This window comes from Pseudomonas sp. GW822-FHT03F04, from assembly GCF_058801405.1.
On record NZ_JBXANF010000003.1, the window covers coordinates 92,493 to 111,167 of the forward strand.

Genomic DNA, 18,675 nt, shown 5'->3' on the forward strand with positions numbered 1-18,675 from the left:
TATCAACTGACCGGTCTTTCCCCATACCAGCGCGGCGTATACACCCACTCCCCGCCCTCGGTGCGAGGGAAAGTGCATGTGGTGGACGAACCGATCAGCACCATCGTGCGCATGTCGACCTGATCCGGTGTCAGCGCGCCCAACGTCGTCACTCGCAGCGTCTGCCCCGGCCGACCGATATCGCGGCCCAGCACCACCGGCGTTTGCGGTGTGCGATGTTGCGCGACGATTTCCAGCGCTCGCCCCAGTTGCCACGGACGGGCGCGGGAGATCGGGTTGTAGAACGCCAACGCCAGATCCGCTTCGGCAGCGAGATCCAGACGCTTCTCGATGATCGACCACGGCTTGAGGTTGTCCGACAGCGACATCACGCAGAAGTCGTGGCCCAGTGGTGCACCGGCCTGAGCGGCGGTGGCGAGCGACGCGGAAACACCCGGCAGGATTTCCAGATCGACGCTGTGCCACGCCGGATCCGTCGACTCGTGCAACGCCTCAAGCACCGCCGCCGCCATAGCGAACACGCCCGGATCACCGGACGAAACCACAATCACCGAACGGCCCTGAGCGGCCAGTCTGAAGGCATGGCGAGCGCGCTGCATTTCTTCGCGGTTATCGGTGCAGTGCTGCACTTGATCGTCGCGGAACGGGCCGGCCATGCGCACATAGGTTTCGTAACCCAGCACATCGGTAGCCCGAGCCAGTTCTGCTTTCACCGCTGGCACCATCAACTCGGCGGCACCCGGCCCGAGACCGATGACGGCCAGACGTCCGCGCGGACGACCGACCTGCGAAACATCCAGCGGCTGTTCGGCCACGGCGATGGCAATATCGTGGGATGTTGTGATGATTCGAGCGTCTGGGACGGCATGGCTTGCCAGCTCCACGATGTCACTCGCTGGCGCAACAAAGCGTAGCGGCACCGCCAATTCAAGCGCAGCTTCACGCAATGTCGGGCTGGCCATCTGAACGTCAGCGGCCACCAGACAGGCCAGCGATTGAATCGCCACACCGGCCTGCCGCAACGCATTGCGAATCGCATCCGGCAGGTCGGCCACATCGGCACCGACCGCCACCGCCACGCTGCGCGGATAAATCAGCAACTCACTAGCGCTCGCCACGCGGGCATCGCTGCCGACGTGAATCGATCGCTGCGCCTGTGGATCTTCCGGCAGTTGCGCCTGCTCAAGCCAAGGCGCGGCGCCATCGATGCGCACGCTGTGGCCGGCAAGCAGATCGGACACAAAGCGCTTGCCCTGCTCCAGATCGCCGAGGGCATAACCGCCGGGCGGGTTGAGCAGGCAGGTGCCAAAGCGCAACTCGCCGCTGGTGGTGATCGCCGCTGCCACTTCAAGTGCAGCCGCCATCTCACGGGCCATGACATTCACCCCGCCCAGGCCGCCGAGCAGCGGCACCACGGCGCTGCCATCTTCAGCCACGGCGAGCACCGGTGGCTCGACGCCTTTTTCCAGCAGCAGTGGCGCCAGCGTGCGGATGACAATGCCGGCCGCGCACAGGGCAATGATCGGCGTGTCTTGTTGATACAGCTCGCGCAGGGTTGCGCCGAACTCGCTGTAAGTCAGATCAGCCCCTTCGACACGTACTTTGAGCCCGTGGATCTGCGCAGCCGGATAGACCTGTTGAAGGCGACGGGCCGTGGCCAATGCGCCCTGGCCGAGAATGACGATGGCCGGTGTGGAATGGGTCATCAGCCTTGCCACCGTTCGCCGGGAACAATGATCAGCGAGAAGTACGGCGACGACATCGGCTCGACCTCATCCAGCGGCACGATCTTCTGATTGGCCATGGTTGCGCGCTCGACGTACAGCGCACGCTCGGCCAGGCCCAACTCTGCCAACACGTCGCGCACTTTCGGGAAATTGCGCCCCAGTTTCATGACCACTGCCGCGTCGGCATCGGCCAGACGGCGCTTGAGTTCGTCGTGAGGCAGCACGCCGGACAGCACCGACAGGCTCTGATTGCGATACACCAACGGCGCGCCCAGCACCGAAGCACCGCCAAGCATCGAGCAGACGCCCGGCACCACTTCGGCTTCGTAACGGCTGGCGAGGCGATCGTGCAGGTACATGTAGGAGCCGTAGAAGAACGGGTCGCCTTCGCAGATCACCGCCACGTCGCGACCGGCATCCAGATGCGCGGCCACTTCCTCGGCAGCGTCATCGTAGAAATCGCTGATCACCTGTTCGTAGGACAGCGGCGCCGGCAACACTTCGGTGGTCACCGGGTACACCAGCGGCAGCAGGTTCTGCGCGTCCTGCAGGTGCGCTTCAATGATGCCGAACGCGTTGCCCTTCTTGCCCTTGGCCACGAAATACGCCACCACCGGCGATTCGCGCAGCAGGCGCAGGGCCTTGACGGTAATCAGTTCCGGATCACCGGGGCCGACGCCCAGGCCAATCAAACGTCCTTTAGCCTGCATCATTCGATCTCCGTGGCGAGGGCATTGACGGCAGCGGCGGCCATGGCGCTGCCGCCGAGGCGGCCCTGCATGATCACGAACGGCACGCCACGGCTGTTGGCGGCCAGCTCGGCCTTGGATTCGGCAGCACCGACGAAGCCCACCGGGAAGCCGAGGATCAGCGCCGGTTTCGGAGCGCCGGCGTCGAGCATTTCCAGCAGATAGAACAGCGCGGTCGGCGCGTTGCCGATCACCACCACGCTGCCTTCCAGATGCGGACGCCACAGTTCCAGCGCCGCTGCCGAGCGAGTGTTGCCCAGCTCACGCGCAAGCTCCGGCACGCTGTCGTCGCGCAGGGTGCAGATCACCTCGTTGTTGGCCGGCAGGCGTGCACGGGTCACGCCTTCGGAGACCATCCGCGCATCGCACAGGATCGGCGCGCCAGCGGCCAGCGCATCGCGCCCGGCCTTGCCCGCGCCTTCGGAGAATTGCAGCCCGTCGATGGCCTCGACCATGCCGCAGGCGTGGATCACCCGCACCGCGAGTTTTTCCAGGTCGGCCGGGATGCGCGAGAGGTTGGCCTCGCGGCGAATGATCGCGAAGGAGTTGCGATAGATCTCCTGACCGTCGCGGATGTAATCAAGCATCAAGGGGGCTCCGTGAGCGGGCGGCGAGCAAGGTCGCGGCCGCTTCGATAGTAAGGTTGTGGGCGTGCAGCGCGCCGAAACCCGGCAGAGCTGCATCGCGAAAATAGAGATCGTAGTGACCGGGGCCGACCGCCAGCAGAGTCACGGCAGCCCGGTGTGCGGCGGCGCAGGAACGCGAACAGCCGGACAGGTGCACATCCACGGTGCGTGGCAACAGCGTAGCCAGCAGGCGGGCATCGTGTTTGGTGTCGGCCAGGCCTTTGCCGCAACCGTTGGAGCCGGTGCAGGCGATCAGGTGTGACAGCGGATCTTCGGTCCGGGTCAGCAGGTTCAGCTTGCCCAGCGCCTCGAGGGTCTGGGCCGCATCCGCGTCCCGCACATTGGGCAGCAACAGACTTTGCCAGGGTGTGAAACGGAGGCTGCCGTCGCCAAAGGTTCTGGCCAATTGCGCGGCACCTCGCAGCATGTCCGGATCGAGACGACCGAGCGCCGGTACAGCACCGACATAGACCTGACCTGCCACTTGCTGAGGATGAATGCCGATGTGCAAGCCTTCCTGCACGGCTCCACGTTGCCAATCACCTACGGCTAGCAGGCTGATCCGCTGAGCGAGTTTTTCAAGGAGTACGGGGACCGGGTATTCATCCAGCAGATGGCGCATTCGCGTCTGCTCAGGGTGGGCCAGATCAAGGAACAGTTCCAGTACGGCGACCACCAGCGCATGTCCGTCCGCAAGCGTCACGGCGGCCAATGGTCGATCCGCCGGGCAACCCGCCAGGCCGAACGCCAACAGTGTGTCGCCGCGTGCTTCGTATGCAGACAACCACAGATCGTGGGGATGTTCGAGCATCGCCAGCGCTTCACCGCCATCCAGTTGCACGGCGAACTTGGCGCTCAACTCATGGAAACGCGGATGACGTTGCAGGGTCTCGAGGATCTGCCCGGCCAATGGGCGGGTATCAAAGTGCATCTGCCGGTCGATGCCGGCGGCCGGGCTGAGCATCAGGTTGCGCACATCGTCGCCCGCAGCGGTTCGCGGCCCGAGACCGGCGGCCAGCAGGCTGTCGATCAACGCGGCGGACTGATCGCCGATGCCGCGAATCTGCAGATTGCCCCGGTTGGTCGCCTCGATCGCCCCGCCGGCAAACCGCTCGGCGGCATTCGCCACCGCATCGGCCTGATCGGCCGAGATCGAACCGCCATCGAGCTTGATCCGGCAGATACCGCCATCCAGCGCCTGGACGATACGCAGCAACCCCGGACAGGCCGAGGGGCGAATAGCTGTGGATATCGGGCGTTCGTTCAAGGGATGACCGGCTGACGGGCAGCGCCAGGATGGGCGAAAGGTCGCCATTATGCCTGCTTTGCCCGAGTGCATGAAAATGCCTGCCGGTCGGAATAATCACGAACGCCCGATATTCTGTCTCCTCGGCGGCTATATTTCGTAATGAGCAAAGTCGAACGACATCCCTTTTATTGCCTTTTCCACCAATGGCCGACGAACTTCGATCGCGCGACGGCTCATCGACACGCGTCGAGCACGGATATCCAGTTGACTCATTGGCTGATGAACTTTCCAGAACAGGTAACTGGTCGTCAGTGTGGACTTGATGAACCTGACATTGGTAATGACAAGTTCCATATCTCCGTTCGCGTTATAACTGACGGGGATCAGTTTGAAATCGAAGGCCTTTCCGCTCAGCCCCCTGATTGTTTTCAGCAGATCAACCTCCGCTTCCAGACTCGACAATCCCGAATTCACACCACTGACTTGTTCAGGGCTGAGCCAGGGTCTTGCCAGTGTCATCCACACCTCGCCGACAGTTCCCGAAAAATTCGGCTGGACGTATTCGATATCCATCTCGTCCTTCTTCCAGAAATACGAATACAGCAGGTCGGCGAAATAATCGATCCAGGGCCCGGGTTGCGTATTGCTGTTGTACTGTTTATCCGCTTCTTTCTTTGCGATGTAAGTACAGTTCAATGCGAAGTCGTAATCCTCTTTCGATTGCCCTTCTACCCCCGTCAGCAAAATATCCCCTACCAGCGTCGCATGATGGGTGAGCGTTCCTGTTTTCAAATTCATATCCCTATGTCTTCCTGCCAATCCTGGCTTTTGTTTGAGTTGATCTGAACCATAACAAACACACCCAATCCGACAATTCCTGTTCAACGACAGGAAGTTTCCGGGATCGGCAACAGACCAGCGCGAGAGAACAGCCGCCGCGTTATCATGCAGCCCTGGTACGCGCGCACAAATTGAGGAACGGCATGACGGTCTGGCTGACAGTAGTGGGAATCGGTGAAGACGGCTTCAAGGGCCTGGGCAAAAATGCCCGGCGTGCCTTGATGGGCGCCTCGCGGATCATCGGCGGTCAGCGTCAGCTGGATCTGTTGCCGGTGTGCATCCGTGGCGAGCGCCAGTTGTGGCCGAGCCCGTTTTCCCTGGCCCCGGTTCTCGAGCGCCGTGGCGAAGCGGTGTGCGTGCTGGCCAGTGGTGATCCGATGTTCTACGGCGTTGGCGCGAGTCTGGCGCGGCAGGTGCCGGGGGCCGAGATGCTGGTTCTGCCAGCCCCGTCCTCCTGCTCGCTGGCGGCCGCCCGACTGGGCTGGCCGTTGCAGGACGTCAGCGTGCTGTCGCTGGTGGCTCGTCCGCTTGCGGCCCTCAATGGTCAGTTATCCAGCGGCGTGCGCCTGTTGCTGCTGAGCAACGACGGTCAATCCCCGGCAGCTGTTGCGGCATTGCTGCGCGAACGCGGGTTCGGCGCCAGTCGCCTGAGTGTTCTGGAACATCTGGGCGGCAGCGCCGAACGCCGGATCGACGGCACCGCCAACGACTGGAACGATCCGGTCATTGCCGACCTCAACGTGATCGCCCTCGAGTGCCTCGCCGATCCGCAGACACCGCGCCTGTCGCGCCTCGCCGGCCTTCCGGACTCGGCCTTCCGGCACGACGGTCAACTGACCAAACGCGACGTTCGCGCGATCACCCTCGCCCGCCTCGCCCCGACACCGGGCGAACTGCTGTGGGACGTCGGCGCCGGCAGCGGTTCAATCGGCATCGAGTGGATGCGCGCTCACCCGAGTTGCCGCGCTCTGGCTATCGAGGCCGATGACGGTCGACAACAGTTGATCGAACACAACCGCGATGCGCTGGGGGTTCCCGGTCTGCAACTGATTCGCGGCAGTGCACCGCAAGCCCTCGCCGGGCTGGAACGTCCGGACGCGATTTTCATCGGCGGCGGCGTTACCCGCGAAGGCGTGCTGGAAACCTGCTGGGAGCAACTGAAACCCGGCGGCCGACTGGTGGCCAACGCCGTGACCCTGCAAAGCGAAATGACCTTGATGAGCTGGCGCGAACGCCATGGCGGCGAGTTGACCCGCATCCACATCGCCCAGGCGCAGCCGCTGGGCGAGTTCGACACCTGGCGTCAGGCCTTGCCGATCACCCTGCTCGATCTGGTCAAACCCCTCGATGCGTGACGAAACCGCCGAACAACCTGCGCCCCTGCGCAGCGGCCTGACCACTGGCAGCTGCGCCACGGCCACCAGCCTCGCCGCCGCCCGCCTGTTGCTCGGTGGAGTGGTGGCGGACGCCGTGCAAATCGTATTGCCCAAGGGCAAGCAGGTGCAGATGCGTCTGGAGTTCTGCCGGCTGACCGAAGATGGCGCCGAAGCCGGAACCCTCAAGGATGCCGGCGACGACCCGGACGTGACGCATGGCGCCCTGCTCTACTCCCGCGTGCAACTGATGGCTGAGCCGGGTATCCGCTTCATCGCCGGCAAAGGCGTCGGCACCGTCACTCGGCCGGGGCTGGTGCTGGCCGTCGGCGAACCGGCGATCAACCCGGTGCCGCGCAAGATGATCAGCGATCACCTGACCCTGCTCGCCGAAGAAGCCGGCTATCGCGGCGGCTTCGAGGTGACGGTGAATGTCGAGGGCGGCGAAGCCCTGGCGCTGAAAACCATGAACCCGCGCCTGGGGATTCTCGGCGGCCTGTCGATCCTCGGCACCAGCGGCATCGTCCGGCCGTTTTCCTGTGCGGCGTACATTGCCTCGATCCATCAAGGCATCGACGTGGCAAAAACCAACGGCTACCTGCACATCGCCGCCTGCACCGGCAACGCCAGCGAAGACACCATGCGCCGGGTCTACGACCTGCCGGAAATCGCCCTGATCGAAATGGGCGACTTTGTCGGCGCCGTGCTCAAGCACCTGCGCAAAGTGCCTGTGGATAAACTCAGCCTGTGCGGCGGCTTCGGCAAGATCAGCAAACTGGCGGCCGGGCACATGGATCTGCACTCGCGCCATTCGAGCATCGACCTGCCGCAACTGGCCGAATGGGCGGCGGCGATTGGCGCCGATGACGCCTTGCAGCAAGCCATTCGCGAGGCGAACACCAGTCAGCAGGCGTTGGCGATGGCCAGTGCGGCGGGCGTTGCACTGGGCGACGAGGTCTGCCGTCATGCTCTGGAATTCGCACGCAGCGTGGTGCCGGCGCAGGTGCAGGTCGAGGTGTTTGCGATTGATCGTCAGGGCGGCATCGTTGGCCATGCGGGGGCTTTTGTATGAAACGGATTCTATTGCTGGGCGGCGTGACTGAAGCGCTGGCCATCGCGCGCACTTTGGGGCCGGAACACATTTACAGCCTGGCTGGAGTGGGCCGTGTGCCGACCGATCTGACGTGTCAGGTGCGCGTCGGCGGCTACGGCGGTGCCGAAGGTCTGGCGCAGTTCATTCGCGATGAAGGCATCGATCTGCTGCTCGACGCGACCCATCCGTACGCCGCACAAATCAGCCAGAACGCCGCCACCGCCGCGCAACTCACCGGCATTCCCTGCTGGGCCCTGCGCCGCCCGGCGTGGCAACCACAGCCGGGCGATGACTGGCGCGAAGTCGCCGACTGGGCCGAACTGATCACCGCCCTCGAACCCTTCCGCCGCCCCCTGTTCACCCTTGGCCGCGAACCGCTGCAACACCTCGATGAAATCCCGGCACACCACTTCTGGACCCTGCGCGCCCTCGACGTTTATCCCGGCAACGAACGCTGCGAAGTCATCGGCGCCCGTGGACCGTTTCTGCTGGAGGATGAGCGGGCGCTGTTCGAACGCCGGCAGATCGACGTGCTGATCAGCAAGAACAGCGGCAGCACCGCAACCGAGCCGAAACTGGAAGTGGCGCGGGAGCTTGGGGTGCCGGTGATGGTGTTGAAGCGGCCGGGGTTGGCGGGGGTTGATCGGGAGTTTTCGACGGTTGCTGACGTCATCGCGGCTCTTGAAAAACCTTGATCGGGACGGAGCTTTTTTCATCTCGCGATAGCTTCAGTTGTTGACGCAAGTCCCATGCAATGCAAATTCGAGCCGCTACACTCTCTTGAAAGTGCGCTGCGACACCAAACCGCACGACGCTTTTTTACTTATCGGCCCTGATCAGGCTAAATAGCCGCGCCTGATCGCCCACCCTACGGACCTGTCCCATGAACCGACACCGGCTCGCATTTGCCTGGATCGCCTGCTTTGCAGTGCTGTTCAACATGCTCGCCATGCCGTTGACGGGAGCGATGGCGCAGGCGGCGCAGACACCGGCCGAGCAGTTGCTGTGGAGCAGTTTCTGCACCGGCAGCGGGACGAAGATGGTGGCGATCGACATCGGCAGCCTCGATCAGAAAGCACCGCAAAGCGGTGACAATCATTCGACCATGCAGCATTGCTGGTGCTGTTCCGGATCGGCGCCGGTGGTGGCGTTGCCGGGGCATTCGCCGCAGCTGTACTTCGCCCGATACGAAAGCAATCGCAGTGTGGCGCCCGCCTTGCTGCAATCCCCGACACCGCGCCAGCAGTGGCCGAGCCTCAATCCCCGCGCCTCTCCTCTGGTTTGATTTGTTCCCGCATTTGACCTGCGTTTCAAATCGTTCTGGAGAACTGCCATGTTGAACAAATTCATCGTCATCGCTGCGCTGTTGCTGCCTGCGTGCTTCGCCCATGCCCACGAATACAAGGCCGGCGAGCTGGAAATCGCCCACCCGTGGTCGCAGGAACTGCCGCCGAATGCGCCGACGGTTGCCGCGTATTTCATCATTCACAATGGCGGCAAGACCGCTGACCGCCTGCTCAGCGTGGATTCGCCCATCGCCCCGACTGCCGAACTGCACGAACACGTGATGCAGGGCAATCTGATGAAGATGCAACAGGTGCCGAACGTAGCGATCCCGGCCGGCGAGAACGTGACCTTCGCGCCGATGGCCTATCACGTGATGCTGATGAATCCGACCGACCGCAGCCTGCTGACCGACGGCAAGCGCTTCCCGCTGACGATGCATTTCGAGAAGGCCGGTGACGTGACCGTCGAAGTCGCCGTGCAGAAGAAACCACCGCAAGACATGCCGGAACACGCGCACGCCCAGTAACCCCTTCGGCAGACTCCGCCCATGCGCCCGCGCAGCGCCAGGTCGTCCGTGCAACGCCGTCAGACTGAACACCTGACACGCGGCAGCTGGATCGCCCTGTTCGCCATGTTGATGATCTTCATCGGCCCGCTGATTTCTCAGTCGATGCCGATGGATCAGCACGCCTCGACTTCGATGCCGATGAGCATGGACATGTCGATGGACATGGATCATTCCGCGCATGAAGCGAAACCCTCGGCCGAACACTGCCCGCCGCAATCGTCGCACCATGTGTTGTGGGAAAAATGCGGCTATTGCAGCCTGCTGTTCAACTGCCCGGCACTGACCGGTGGTGGCAGTTTTGCCACGTTCAGCATCGCCCACGTCAACACCTTCACCACGCCCTCCCCACGTCTGGGCCATGCCCGGCAGACTTTCTTCCCCGGCGCCCGCACCCGCGCCCCGCCCGTCGCAGCGTAAACACCCACCTCTGATTGCACACGGTTGAGAAGACAGCTTCAGGCTGCCGGCCGTGTCGTTTACGACTGTTTGATGGAAATTGTCATGTCCAGGTTTTCTGCTGTCCCACGCTCGGGTTCTGCCCCGGCGTCCTTCGCCCTGAACGAATCGCGCATTCGTTTCAGGCACGCTACCGCCGTCCTTTGCGGCGTTCTGCTGTCCCCGCTGGTCCACGCCGATGAACACGCCGGCCACACAGAAGAACTGAGCCCGACGGTGATCACCGCCATCGCCCCGAGCTCGCCGCTGACCATCGTCACCAACCCGAAAGACCCGCGCCAACCGGTGCCGGCCAGCGATGGCGGCGACTATCTGAAGACCATTCCCGGCTTCGCGCTGGTGCGCAACGGCGGCACCAACGGTGATCCGGTGCTGCGTGGCATGTTCGGTTCGCGGCTGAACATCCTCACCAACGGCAGCATGATGCTCGGCGCCTGTCCCGGCCGGATGGACGCGCCGACCTCGTACATCTCGCCCGAGACCTACGACAAACTCACCGTGATCAAAGGCCCGCAAACCGTGCTCTACGGACCGGGCGCATCGGCCGGCACAGTCCTGTTCGACCGCGAGCCAGAGAGCTTCGGCGAACTCGGCACCCGCGTGAATGCCAGCGTGCTGGCCGGCTCCAACGGACGCTTCGACAAAGTCGTCGATGCGGCGGCCGGCGGCTCGCTGGGCTATGTGCGCGTGATCGGCAACACCGCGCATTCCGACGACTACCGCGATGGCAACAACGACACCGTCGCCTCGCGCTACGACAAGTGGAACGGCGATGTGGCGGTGGGCTGGACGCCTGACGCCGACACCCTGATCGAGCTGACCGCCGGCAAGGGCGACGGCGAAGCGCGCTACGCCGGGCGCGGCATGGACGGCTCGCAATTCCTGCGTGAAAGCCTCGGCCTGCGCTTCGAAAAATCCAACATCACCGATGTGCTGGAGAAGCTCGAAGCGCAGGTCTACTACAACTACGCCGACCACGTGATGGACAACTACACCCTGCGCACGCCATCCGGCACCGGGATGATGGCAGGTCCCATGGCGTCCAACGTCGACCGCCGCACCCTCGGCGCGCGGATCAAGGCGACCTGGCGCTGGGCCGATATCCAGCTGATCACCGGCCTAGATGCGCAGACCAACGAACACCGTCAGCGCGCGGCCATGGGCATCGACGCCTACAAGGATCTGCCGCGCAACAAGGACGCCGACTTCCATAACTACGGGGTATTCAGCGAAATGACCTGGTACGCCGCCGACCGTGACCGCCTGATCACTGGCGCCCGGGTCGACCGTGCCTCGGCCAAGGATTATCGGCAGACCACCGGATCGGGAATGATGTCCCGCCCGAACCCGACCGCAGGCGATACCCGCGCCGACACCCTGCCGAGCGGTTTTATCCGTTACGAGCATGACCTGGCCGACAGCCCGACCACGCTCTACGCCGGTCTCGGCCACGCCCAGCGGTTCCCGGATTACTGGGAACTGTTTTCGCCCAAGTCCGGCCCGGCCGGCTCGGTCAATGCGTTCGATTCGATCAAACCGGAAAAAACCACTCAGCTCGACTTCGGCGTGAACTACAAGGACGCCGACCTCGAAGCCTGGGCCTCGGGCTACATCGGCGTGGTGCGCGACTACATCCTGTTCGACTACACCCCGACGATGATGGGCATGAGCACCTCCCGTGCCGAGAACATCGACGCGCGGATCATGGGCGGTGAACTCGGTGCCGCTTACAAACTCACCGACCACTGGAAAGCCGATGCGACTCTGGCCTACGCCTGGGGCAAGAACAGCAGCGACGGCAAGGCACTGCCGCAAATGCCACCGCTGGATGCACGTTTCGGCCTGACCTACAGCGAAGACAACTGGAGCGCCGGCGCACTGTGGAGGGTGGTTGCCGCGCAAAACCGTATCGACCAGAACAAGGGCAACGTGGTCGGCAAGGATTACGACAAGAGTTCGGGCTTCGGCGTGTTCTCGCTCAACGGTGCCTACCGGATCAACAAGAACTGGAAGGTCAGTACCGGCGTCGACAACCTGTTCGGCAAGGCTTACGCCGAACACCTCAACCTGGCGGGCAACGCCGGGTTCGGCTACCCGGCCAACGACCCGCAAGCCATCAATGAACCGGGGCGCACGCTCTGGACCAAGGTGGACATGAGTTTCTAACCCTCAAGGGCACTCGCTCTCCTTGAGGGAGCGAGTGACAACAGACAACTAGAAGATCCAAGCCAAGCGGAGCACTCGTGATGAAACAGCCCAAACCGAATTTCTACAACCTGGCCTGGCGTTGGCATTTCTATGCCGGATTGTTCGTCGCGCCATTCATGGTGATGCTGGCCCTGACCGGCATCATTTACCTGTTCAAACCGCAACTCGATTCGCTGATGTACAGCAGCCTGCTGAACGTCCCCGCCGGGCATCACACCGTGCCGGCCGATGACTTGCTGCAAAAGGTCAAAAGCGCTTATCCACAAGGCCAGGTCACCCAGTACCTGCCGCCAGCGAACGCCGAGCGCAGCGCGCAATTCGTGGTGAAGAACGCCGGCCATGAGCTGAACGTGTTTGTCGATCCGTACCACGGCGACATCCTCGGCGAGCAGGACGCCAAGCAGAACCTGCAAGCGCTCGCCCGGGCGATCCACGGCGAATTGATGATCGGCACCGTCGGTGACCGGCTGATCGAACTCGCCGCCGGCTGGGGCGTGGTGCTGGTAGTGTCCGGGGTTTTCCTGTGGTGGCCGCGAGGTCAGGCCGCCGGAATACTGTGGCCACGCCTGAACAGTCGCGGTCGCGTTCTGTGGCGTGATCTGCATGCCGTTACCGGGTTCTGGGGTGCGGCATTGCTGCTGGTGATGCTGCTCAGCGGCATGACCTGGACCGGGTTCTGGGGCAAGCAATACGCCCAGGTGTGGAACGTGTTCCCGGCGGCGATGTGGGACAACGTGCCGACCTCCGACGTCGAGGCCGGCAGCCTCAACAACGCCGCGCGCCAGACCGTACCCTGGGCGATGGAAAACACCCCGATGCCAATGTCCGGCGACCACGCCGAACACATGGCCCACGGCGGCATGCAACACGGCCCCGCCGCGCCGATCATCAGCCTGCAGGACGTGCAGAACATCGCCATCGAGCGCAAGGTCGAGCCGGGCTACAGCATCACCCTGCCGACCACCGCCACCGGCGTGTTCACCATCGCCGTATTCGCTGACGACCCACGCAACGACGCCACCCTGCACATCGATCAGTACACCGGCAAAGTGTTGGCCGACGTGCGTTTCGAGCAATACGGCGCCGTCGCCCGGGCCACGGAAATCGGCGTGATGCTCCACGAAGGCAAGATGTTCGGCACCTTCAACCAGATCATCGTGCTGCTGATCTGCCTGATGATCCTGCTCAGCGCCGTCAGCGGCGTGGTGATCTGGTGGAAGCGTCGCCCGCAAGGAAAATTCGGCGTACCACCGCTGCGCCACGATCTGCCGAAATGGAAAACCGGCGTGGCGATCATGCTGGTTCTGGCGGTGGTGTTTCCACTGGTGGGCGCTTCGCTGGTGGTGGTGTGGTTGCTGGATCGGCTACTGCTGTCGCGTCTGGGCCGACAAGCTGAATCTGCCTCAACTTCATCATGAAACAGGCGAGATGCGCGACCTAGACAGATCTTTAAACTGCCGGGGCTTAAACTCCGGCAATTTTTAGTGTTACTGTATAACACTAATTTGCTGCTCTGCCCGCAGCCATGCATTGCCATGAGCCTGCGGGCTTTTCTTTTGAAGAAGTGATTCACCACCCCGATGAACAAGTACCTCTTGTCCAGCCTCTGCCTGTTCGCCCTGAACAACAGCGCCCACGCCGACAGCGCGCCGCTGACGCTGCCCACCGGCACCATCACGGCTCTGGCCAATGACGACCAGACCGTCAGCCTGACCACGCCGACCAGCGCCGGCTCACGCCTGAACCTCAGCGCGATGGAAACCCCGGCCAGCGTCGAAAGCCTGAGCGGCGAGCAAGTCCGCACTCGTGGCGACCGCAGCGTGCAGGACGCGGTGTCGCGCAGCACCGGCATCAGCCGAACCGGCACGCCGGGCGATGGCGGCACTTCGTTGCAGGCCCGGGGCTTTACCGGGCAGAGTTCGGTGATGCAGTTGTATGACGGCAACCGGATGTACACCGGCATGGGCACCGTGACGTTCCCGGTCGACACCTGGTCGGTGGAGCGCGTCGACGTCCTGCGCGGCCCGGCCTCGGTGCTGTACGGCGAAGGCGCGACCGGTGCGGTGGTCAACGTGATCCCGAAGAAACCGTTCGAAGGCGAAATCGAAAACCACGTGCGCGTCGGTTACGGCTCGTTCGACAGCCAGCAACAGGCGTTCGACAGCGGCGGTTCGCTGACCGACACCCTGAGCTATCGCCTCAACCTCAACCGCCTGCGCAGCAACGGCTGGATCGATCGCGGCGACTCGTCCAGCGACTTCATCAGCGCCGCCCTGCGCTGGCAGGCCACCGATGATCTGACTTTCACCCTCGCCCACGATTACGGCGACCAACGCCCGCAGAACTACTTCGGCACACCGCTGATCAACGGCCAGTTGAAGGACAGCCTGCGCAACAAGAACTACAACGTGCGCAACGACAAGCAGCACTACAACGATCAATGGACACGCCTGACCACCGATTGGCAGATCAACGACGCGGTCAGCGCCAGCAACGAGTTGTATTACCTCAAGGCTCAGCGCCGCTGGCAGAACGCCGAGAACTACAACTTCGACGCTGGCAGCCAACAACTCAGCCGCAGCGGTTACTTCGGCATCGGCCACCAACAGGAACAGGTCGGCGACCGCCAGACTTTCACCTTCAAGCATTCGCTGTTCGGCCTCGACAGCCAGACCGTGACCGGCGTCGATTACAACCGCATCCGCTTCCAGCTCAACAGCAACTCGCCGTTCAACGACGTGTTGCCGAACGGTCAGCCGCTGGATCTGTATCACCCGCAAACCGGTTATTTCGAGAGCGCCGACCCGTATCGCGATCAGTTCGACAGCACCACCAGACAGATGTCGGTGTTCGCCGAAAACCGCACGCAACTGAGCGAGCGCTGGTCGCTGGTGACCGGTGTGCGCCGCGATTACGTGCAGGTGGATCGCAACAACCTGGTCGACGGCAGCCAGAGCGACAAGACCCTGACCGGCAACAACTGGAAGGCCGGGCTGGTGTTCGCGTTGACGCAGGACACCTCGTTCTACGGTCAGGTCGCTACCAGCACCGATGGCATCGGCGGTTTGATTTCTCTGAGCCCGAGCCAGCAGCAATACGACTTGTCCACCGCGCGGCAAACCGAGATCGGCATGAAGCAGCTGTTCTGGGACCAGCGTGGCGAATTCACGCTGGCGGCGTATCGCATCGTGAAGAAGAAGCTGCTGACCGACGATCCGGGCAACCCGACGCTCAAGCAGCAGGTCGGCCAGCAATCGTCGAACGGCCTGGAAGCCAGCTTCGATCTGCAACTGCCAAACGCCTGGCAACTGCAAGCCAACGCCGCCATCGTTAAAGCCAAGTACGACGATTTCGAAGAGGTGGTCGGCGGCGTGCCGGTGTCGCGCAACGGCAATCGCCCGGTGGACGTGCCACGTCGCACGGCGAACCTGTGGCTGAGCAAGGCGCTGAGCGATGACCTGAAAGCCGGCGCCGGCGTGCGTTATGTCGATGCGCGCTACGCCGACATGGCCAACCGCAACGAACTGCCGAGCTACACCGTGGTCGATGCGACGCTGTCGTGGAAAGCCCTGCGCAACACCACGCTGGGGTTGCAGGTGAACAATCTGTTTGACCGGACCTATGCGCAAAGCCAATACAATGAGGGGCAGCAGTGGATTCTGGGTGAGCCTCGTTCGTTCTTTGTCACAGCTGACTACACCTTCTAGAACAGGAACGAAATGACCTCACTGACCCTCACCGACCTGAGATGGTCCCCCTTGGGCCACGACCACTGCCATCACCAGTTCCAGCTGCGTGACGCCTCGTTGCAAGTGGCCGCCGGTGAGTTCGTCGGGCTGATCGGGCCCAACGGCAGCGGCAAGACCAGCCTGTTGCGCTGCGCCTACCGTTTCAGCCAGCCGGAGCACGGCGAGGTCAGACTCGATCACCACAACGTGTGGAAGCAATCTTCACGCTGGTGTGCGCAACGCATCGCCGTGGTGCTGCAGGAATTCCCCGACGCCTTCGGCCTGACCGTCGAAGAAGTGGTCGCCATGGGCCGCACGCCGCACAAAGGCCTGTTCGATGGCGACACGCTGGAAGACCGCCACCTCGCCACCCAGGCCCTCAAATCCGTGGGCCTCGATGGTTTCGAAGACCACGCATTCGCCACGCTGTCCGGCGGTGAAAAACAACGCGTGATCCTCGCCCGCGCCCTGACCCAGCAACCGCAACTGCTGATCCTCGACGAGCCGACCAACCACCTCGACCCGCGCTATCAGCTGGAACTGCTGCAACTGGTCAAGCGCTTGCAAATTGGCACCCTGGCAAGCATTCACGACCTGAACCTGGCCGCCGCGTTCTGCGACCGTTTGTATGTGATCAACCACGGTCGCATCGTCGCCAGCGGCACCCCGCAAGAAGTCCTCACGGTTGAATTGCTGCGCGACGTGTTCGGCGTCGAAGCACTGATCGATGCCCACCCCCTCCACGGCTACCCGCGAATCACCTGGATAACCCGACCATGACTGTGCGCTCCCTGCTTTGCCTCGCCCTGTTGCTGGGCACCACCCAAGCCTTCGCCGAGGCCACCAAGTACCCGCTGACGATCCACAGCTGCAACCGCGAAGTGACCTTCAAGGAAGCGCCGAAACACGCGGTCAGCCACGACATCAACATGACCCAGATGATGCTCGCCCTCGGCCTCAAGTCGAAGATGGCCGGCTACAGCGGCGTCAGTGGCTGGAAGTCGGTAACACCCGAAATGCAGTCGCTCCTCGATGGCCTGCCGGAACTGGCGGCCAAATACCCATCGGTGGAAACGTTACTCAACGCCAACGTCGATTTCTTCTTCGCCGGCTGGGATTACGGCATGCGCGTCGGTGGCGATCTCACCCCGCAGACCCTGCAACCGCTGGGTATCAATGTCTATGAACTGACTGAATCCTGCGCCTTCGTGATGAAGCGCCCGGCCGCCACGCTGGAAGACACCTACAACGACCTGCGCAACCTCGGCAAAATCTTCGACGTGCAGGATCGCGCCAACGCGCTGATCGCCGACATGCAAAGTCAGGTCGCCGACATCCGCAAAGACCTGCCCGCCGAGAAGCCACGGGTGTTCCTGTACGACAGCGGCGAAGACCGCGCCATGACCTCCGGCCGCCTCGGCATGCCGCAAGCGCTGATCGACGCATCTGGTGGGCGCAACATCCTCGATGACGTCGATGCGAGCTGGACCCGGGTCAACTGGGAGACCGTGGTCGAGCGCAATCCGCAGGTGATCGTGATCGTCGACTACAGCGAAATCACCGCCGAGCAGAAGATTGAATTTCTGCTGAAGAACAAGGCGCTGCAATCGGTGGACGCGATCAAGAACCAGCGTTTCATTGTCATCCCTTACGTGCAGGCCACGCCGGGGATCGACAACGTGCTGGCGGTTGAAACTCTGGCCAAAGGGTTCCACGGCGAATGATCAATCGTCGTTACGCCTGGCTGCTGATCGCCCTCGGCGCGGTGCTGCTGGTGTCGTGCGTGGTGTCGCTGGGCTTCGGCCCGGCGCGGGTGCCGGTGGACGTGGTGTGGCGGATTCTGCTGCACAAGTTGTTCGGTTTCGGCGTGCCCGACTGGAGCGCTGGTCAGGAGCACATCGTCTGGCTGATCCGTGTACCGCGCATGTTGCTCGGTGCGTTGGTTGGCGCCGGGCTGGCGTTGATCGGTGCGGTGCTGCAAGCGGTGACGCGTAACCCTCTGGCCGACCCGCACCTGCTCGGCGTTACCTCCGGCGCGACCCTCGGCGCAGTGATCGTGGTGCTGCACGTCGGCGAAATCGTCGGTCTGCTGACCTTGCCGATTGCCGCGTTTATCGGCGCGTTGTTGAGCATGTTTCTGGTACTGGGCATCGCCAACCGTCACGGACGACTGGACAGTGATCGCCTGCTGCTGTGTGGCGTGGCGGTGTCGTTCGTGATGATGGCGATCGCCAACCTGCTGCTGTTCATGGGCGATCACCGCGCCAGTTCGGCGGTGATGTTCTGGATGCTCGGCGGCCTCGGCCTGGCGCGCTGGGAGTTGTTGGCCGTGCCGGCGCTCAGCGTGTTGCTCGGGCTGATTCTGCTGCTGGGCATGGCCCGGCCATTGAACGCTTTGATGGCTGGCGAACAGACGGCTGTCACCCTTGGCCTGAACGCGCGGGCGGTCCGTCTGCGGGTGTTCGTGATTGCTTCACTGATGACCGGGGTACTGGTGTCGATCAGCGGCTCAATCGGGTTTGTCGGGCTGATGGTGCCGCACATTGCGCGGCGCTTGATCGGTGCCGAGCACCGGCGTCTGCTGCCGGTGTGCGTGTTGCTCGGCAGCGTCTTCCTCGTTTGGGTGGACGTCGCCGCACGCACGCTGATCGCCCCCGAAGACTTGCCCATTGGTGTTGCCACCGCTGCCCTCGGCGGATTGTTCTTCATCGGCCTGATGCGCCGCCGCTGAGCCTGCCTTAGACTGCGCACCCGATTTTTCTCAGGATGAG

Annotated in this window: 17 protein-coding genes; 12 read left to right on the forward strand and 5 right to left on the reverse strand. The window is 63.0% G+C overall.

Features of this window, described 5'->3' with window-relative positions; all coding sequences use genetic code 11:
* Positions 1-2 precede the first annotated feature (2 nt).
* The 5 genes from cobJ to AC1RMX_RS07130 all read right to left on the reverse strand — a co-directional run bounded on the left by cobJ (position 3) and on the right by AC1RMX_RS07130 (position 5,149).
* Positions 3-1,706: a precorrin-3B C(17)-methyltransferase gene (cobJ, locus tag AC1RMX_RS07110; RefSeq protein WP_493071249.1), complete on the reverse strand. Its 1,704-nt coding sequence runs from the start codon at positions 1,704-1,706 to the stop codon at positions 3-5.
* Positions 1,706-2,440, reverse strand: a complete 735-nt coding sequence (locus tag AC1RMX_RS07115) for a precorrin-2 C(20)-methyltransferase (protein ID WP_493071251.1) — start codon at positions 2,438-2,440, stop codon at positions 1,706-1,708. The genes cobJ and AC1RMX_RS07115 overlap by 1 nt, the downstream gene beginning before the upstream one ends.
* Entirely contained in the window at positions 2,437-3,063 is a 627-nt protein-coding gene (locus AC1RMX_RS07120; RefSeq protein ID WP_096819751.1) for a precorrin-8X methylmutase, read from the reverse strand. The genes AC1RMX_RS07115 and AC1RMX_RS07120 overlap by 4 nt, the downstream gene beginning before the upstream one ends.
* Positions 3,056-4,354, reverse strand: coding sequence for a precorrin-3B synthase (gene cobG, locus AC1RMX_RS07125; protein ID WP_493071619.1), 1,299 nt, complete (start codon positions 4,352-4,354; stop codon positions 3,056-3,058). Before cobG ends, AC1RMX_RS07120 begins: the two co-directional genes overlap by 8 nt.
* A gap of 144 nt (positions 4,355-4,498) precedes the next feature.
* On the reverse strand, positions 4,499-5,149 hold the full coding sequence (locus AC1RMX_RS07130) for a hypothetical protein (RefSeq protein WP_493071253.1): 651 nt from the start codon (positions 5,147-5,149) through the stop codon (positions 4,499-4,501).
* A gap of 185 nt (positions 5,150-5,334) precedes the next feature.
* Between AC1RMX_RS07130 and cbiE the strand changes: the two genes are divergently transcribed.
* From cbiE to AC1RMX_RS07190, 12 genes are all read left to right on the forward strand, one after another.
* Complete coding sequence (cbiE, locus tag AC1RMX_RS07135; RefSeq protein ID WP_096819754.1) at positions 5,335-6,546, forward strand: precorrin-6y C5,15-methyltransferase (decarboxylating) subunit CbiE; 1,212 nt, start codon at positions 5,335-5,337, stop codon at positions 6,544-6,546.
* The gene (locus AC1RMX_RS07140; protein WP_493071255.1) at positions 6,539-7,636 is read left to right on the forward strand and encodes a cobalt-precorrin-5B (C(1))-methyltransferase; all 1,098 of its coding nucleotides are present in this window, start codon (positions 6,539-6,541) and stop codon (positions 7,634-7,636) included. Before cbiE ends, AC1RMX_RS07140 begins: the two co-directional genes overlap by 8 nt.
* Entirely contained in the window at positions 7,633-8,352 is a 720-nt protein-coding gene (locus tag AC1RMX_RS07145; protein ID WP_096819756.1) for a cobalt-precorrin-6A reductase, read from the forward strand. Before AC1RMX_RS07140 ends, AC1RMX_RS07145 begins: the two co-directional genes overlap by 4 nt.
* A gap of 188 nt (positions 8,353-8,540) precedes the next feature.
* Entirely contained in the window at positions 8,541-8,942 is a 402-nt protein-coding gene (locus AC1RMX_RS07150) for a DUF2946 domain-containing protein (RefSeq protein ID WP_102620093.1), read from the forward strand.
* 48 nt (positions 8,943-8,990) lie between these two features.
* A complete protein-coding gene (locus tag AC1RMX_RS07155) occupies positions 8,991-9,470 on the forward strand; it encodes a copper chaperone PCu(A)C (protein ID WP_493071258.1) in 480 nt (159 codons plus the stop codon).
* 21 nt (positions 9,471-9,491) lie between these two features.
* Positions 9,492-9,929: a DUF2946 domain-containing protein gene (locus AC1RMX_RS07160; RefSeq protein ID WP_493071260.1), complete on the forward strand. Its 438-nt coding sequence runs from the start codon at positions 9,492-9,494 to the stop codon at positions 9,927-9,929.
* An 84-nt stretch (positions 9,930-10,013) separates the two neighbouring features.
* Positions 10,014-12,134: a TonB-dependent copper receptor gene (locus AC1RMX_RS07165; RefSeq protein ID WP_493071262.1), complete on the forward strand. Its 2,121-nt coding sequence runs from the start codon at positions 10,014-10,016 to the stop codon at positions 12,132-12,134.
* An 80-nt stretch (positions 12,135-12,214) separates the two neighbouring features.
* The gene (locus AC1RMX_RS07170; protein ID WP_102620097.1) at positions 12,215-13,594 is read left to right on the forward strand and encodes a PepSY-associated TM helix domain-containing protein; all 1,380 of its coding nucleotides are present in this window, start codon (positions 12,215-12,217) and stop codon (positions 13,592-13,594) included.
* A gap of 162 nt (positions 13,595-13,756) precedes the next feature.
* Positions 13,757-15,883: a TonB-dependent receptor gene (locus AC1RMX_RS07175; RefSeq protein WP_493071264.1), complete on the forward strand. Its 2,127-nt coding sequence runs from the start codon at positions 13,757-13,759 to the stop codon at positions 15,881-15,883.
* 12 nt (positions 15,884-15,895) lie between these two features.
* On the forward strand, positions 15,896-16,684 hold the full coding sequence (locus tag AC1RMX_RS07180) for an ABC transporter ATP-binding protein (RefSeq protein WP_493065789.1): 789 nt from the start codon (positions 15,896-15,898) through the stop codon (positions 16,682-16,684).
* The gene (locus tag AC1RMX_RS07185; protein ID WP_493071266.1) at positions 16,681-17,628 is read left to right on the forward strand and encodes an ABC transporter substrate-binding protein; all 948 of its coding nucleotides are present in this window, start codon (positions 16,681-16,683) and stop codon (positions 17,626-17,628) included. Before AC1RMX_RS07180 ends, AC1RMX_RS07185 begins: the two co-directional genes overlap by 4 nt.
* Positions 17,625-18,635 carry a FecCD family ABC transporter permease gene (locus tag AC1RMX_RS07190; RefSeq protein ID WP_096819765.1) on the forward strand — a complete coding sequence of 337 codons (1,011 nt, stop codon included), beginning with the start codon at positions 17,625-17,627 and terminating at the stop codon, positions 18,633-18,635. Before AC1RMX_RS07185 ends, AC1RMX_RS07190 begins: the two co-directional genes overlap by 4 nt.
* Positions 18,636-18,675: the final 40 nt, after the last annotated feature.

Bases quoted from the DNA above. Each gene is read 5' to 3' on its own strand.
- cobJ (WP_493071249.1), bottom strand. From the start codon at position 1,706: ATGACCCATTCCACACCGGCCATCGTCATTCTCGGCCAGGGCGCATTG.
- AC1RMX_RS07115 (WP_493071251.1), bottom strand. From the start codon at position 2,440: ATGATGCAGGCTAAAGGACGTTTGATTGGCCTGGGCGTCGGCCCCGGT.
- AC1RMX_RS07120 (WP_096819751.1), bottom strand. From the start codon at position 3,063: ATGCTTGATTACATCCGCGACGGTCAGGAGATCTATCGCAACTCCTTC.
- AC1RMX_RS07130 (WP_493071253.1), bottom strand. From the start codon at position 5,149: ATGAATTTGAAAACAGGAACGCTCACCCATCATGCGACGCTGGTAGGG.
- cbiE (WP_096819754.1), top strand. From the start codon at position 5,335: ATGACGGTCTGGCTGACAGTAGTGGGAATCGGTGAAGACGGCTTCAAG.
- AC1RMX_RS07140 (WP_493071255.1), top strand. From the start codon at position 6,539: ATGCGTGACGAAACCGCCGAACAACCTGCGCCCCTGCGCAGCGGCCTG.
- AC1RMX_RS07145 (WP_096819756.1), top strand. From the start codon at position 7,633: ATGAAACGGATTCTATTGCTGGGCGGCGTGACTGAAGCGCTGGCCATC.
- AC1RMX_RS07150 (WP_102620093.1), top strand. From the start codon at position 8,541: ATGAACCGACACCGGCTCGCATTTGCCTGGATCGCCTGCTTTGCAGTG.
- AC1RMX_RS07155 (WP_493071258.1), top strand. From the start codon at position 8,991: ATGTTGAACAAATTCATCGTCATCGCTGCGCTGTTGCTGCCTGCGTGC.
- AC1RMX_RS07160 (WP_493071260.1), top strand. From the start codon at position 9,492: ATGCGCCCGCGCAGCGCCAGGTCGTCCGTGCAACGCCGTCAGACTGAA.
- AC1RMX_RS07165 (WP_493071262.1), top strand. From the start codon at position 10,014: ATGTCCAGGTTTTCTGCTGTCCCACGCTCGGGTTCTGCCCCGGCGTCC.
- AC1RMX_RS07170 (WP_102620097.1), top strand. From the start codon at position 12,215: ATGAAACAGCCCAAACCGAATTTCTACAACCTGGCCTGGCGTTGGCAT.
- AC1RMX_RS07175 (WP_493071264.1), top strand. From the start codon at position 13,757: ATGAACAAGTACCTCTTGTCCAGCCTCTGCCTGTTCGCCCTGAACAAC.
- AC1RMX_RS07180 (WP_493065789.1), top strand. From the start codon at position 15,896: ATGACCTCACTGACCCTCACCGACCTGAGATGGTCCCCCTTGGGCCAC.
- AC1RMX_RS07185 (WP_493071266.1), top strand. From the start codon at position 16,681: ATGACTGTGCGCTCCCTGCTTTGCCTCGCCCTGTTGCTGGGCACCACC.
- AC1RMX_RS07190 (WP_096819765.1), top strand. From the start codon at position 17,625: ATGATCAATCGTCGTTACGCCTGGCTGCTGATCGCCCTCGGCGCGGTG.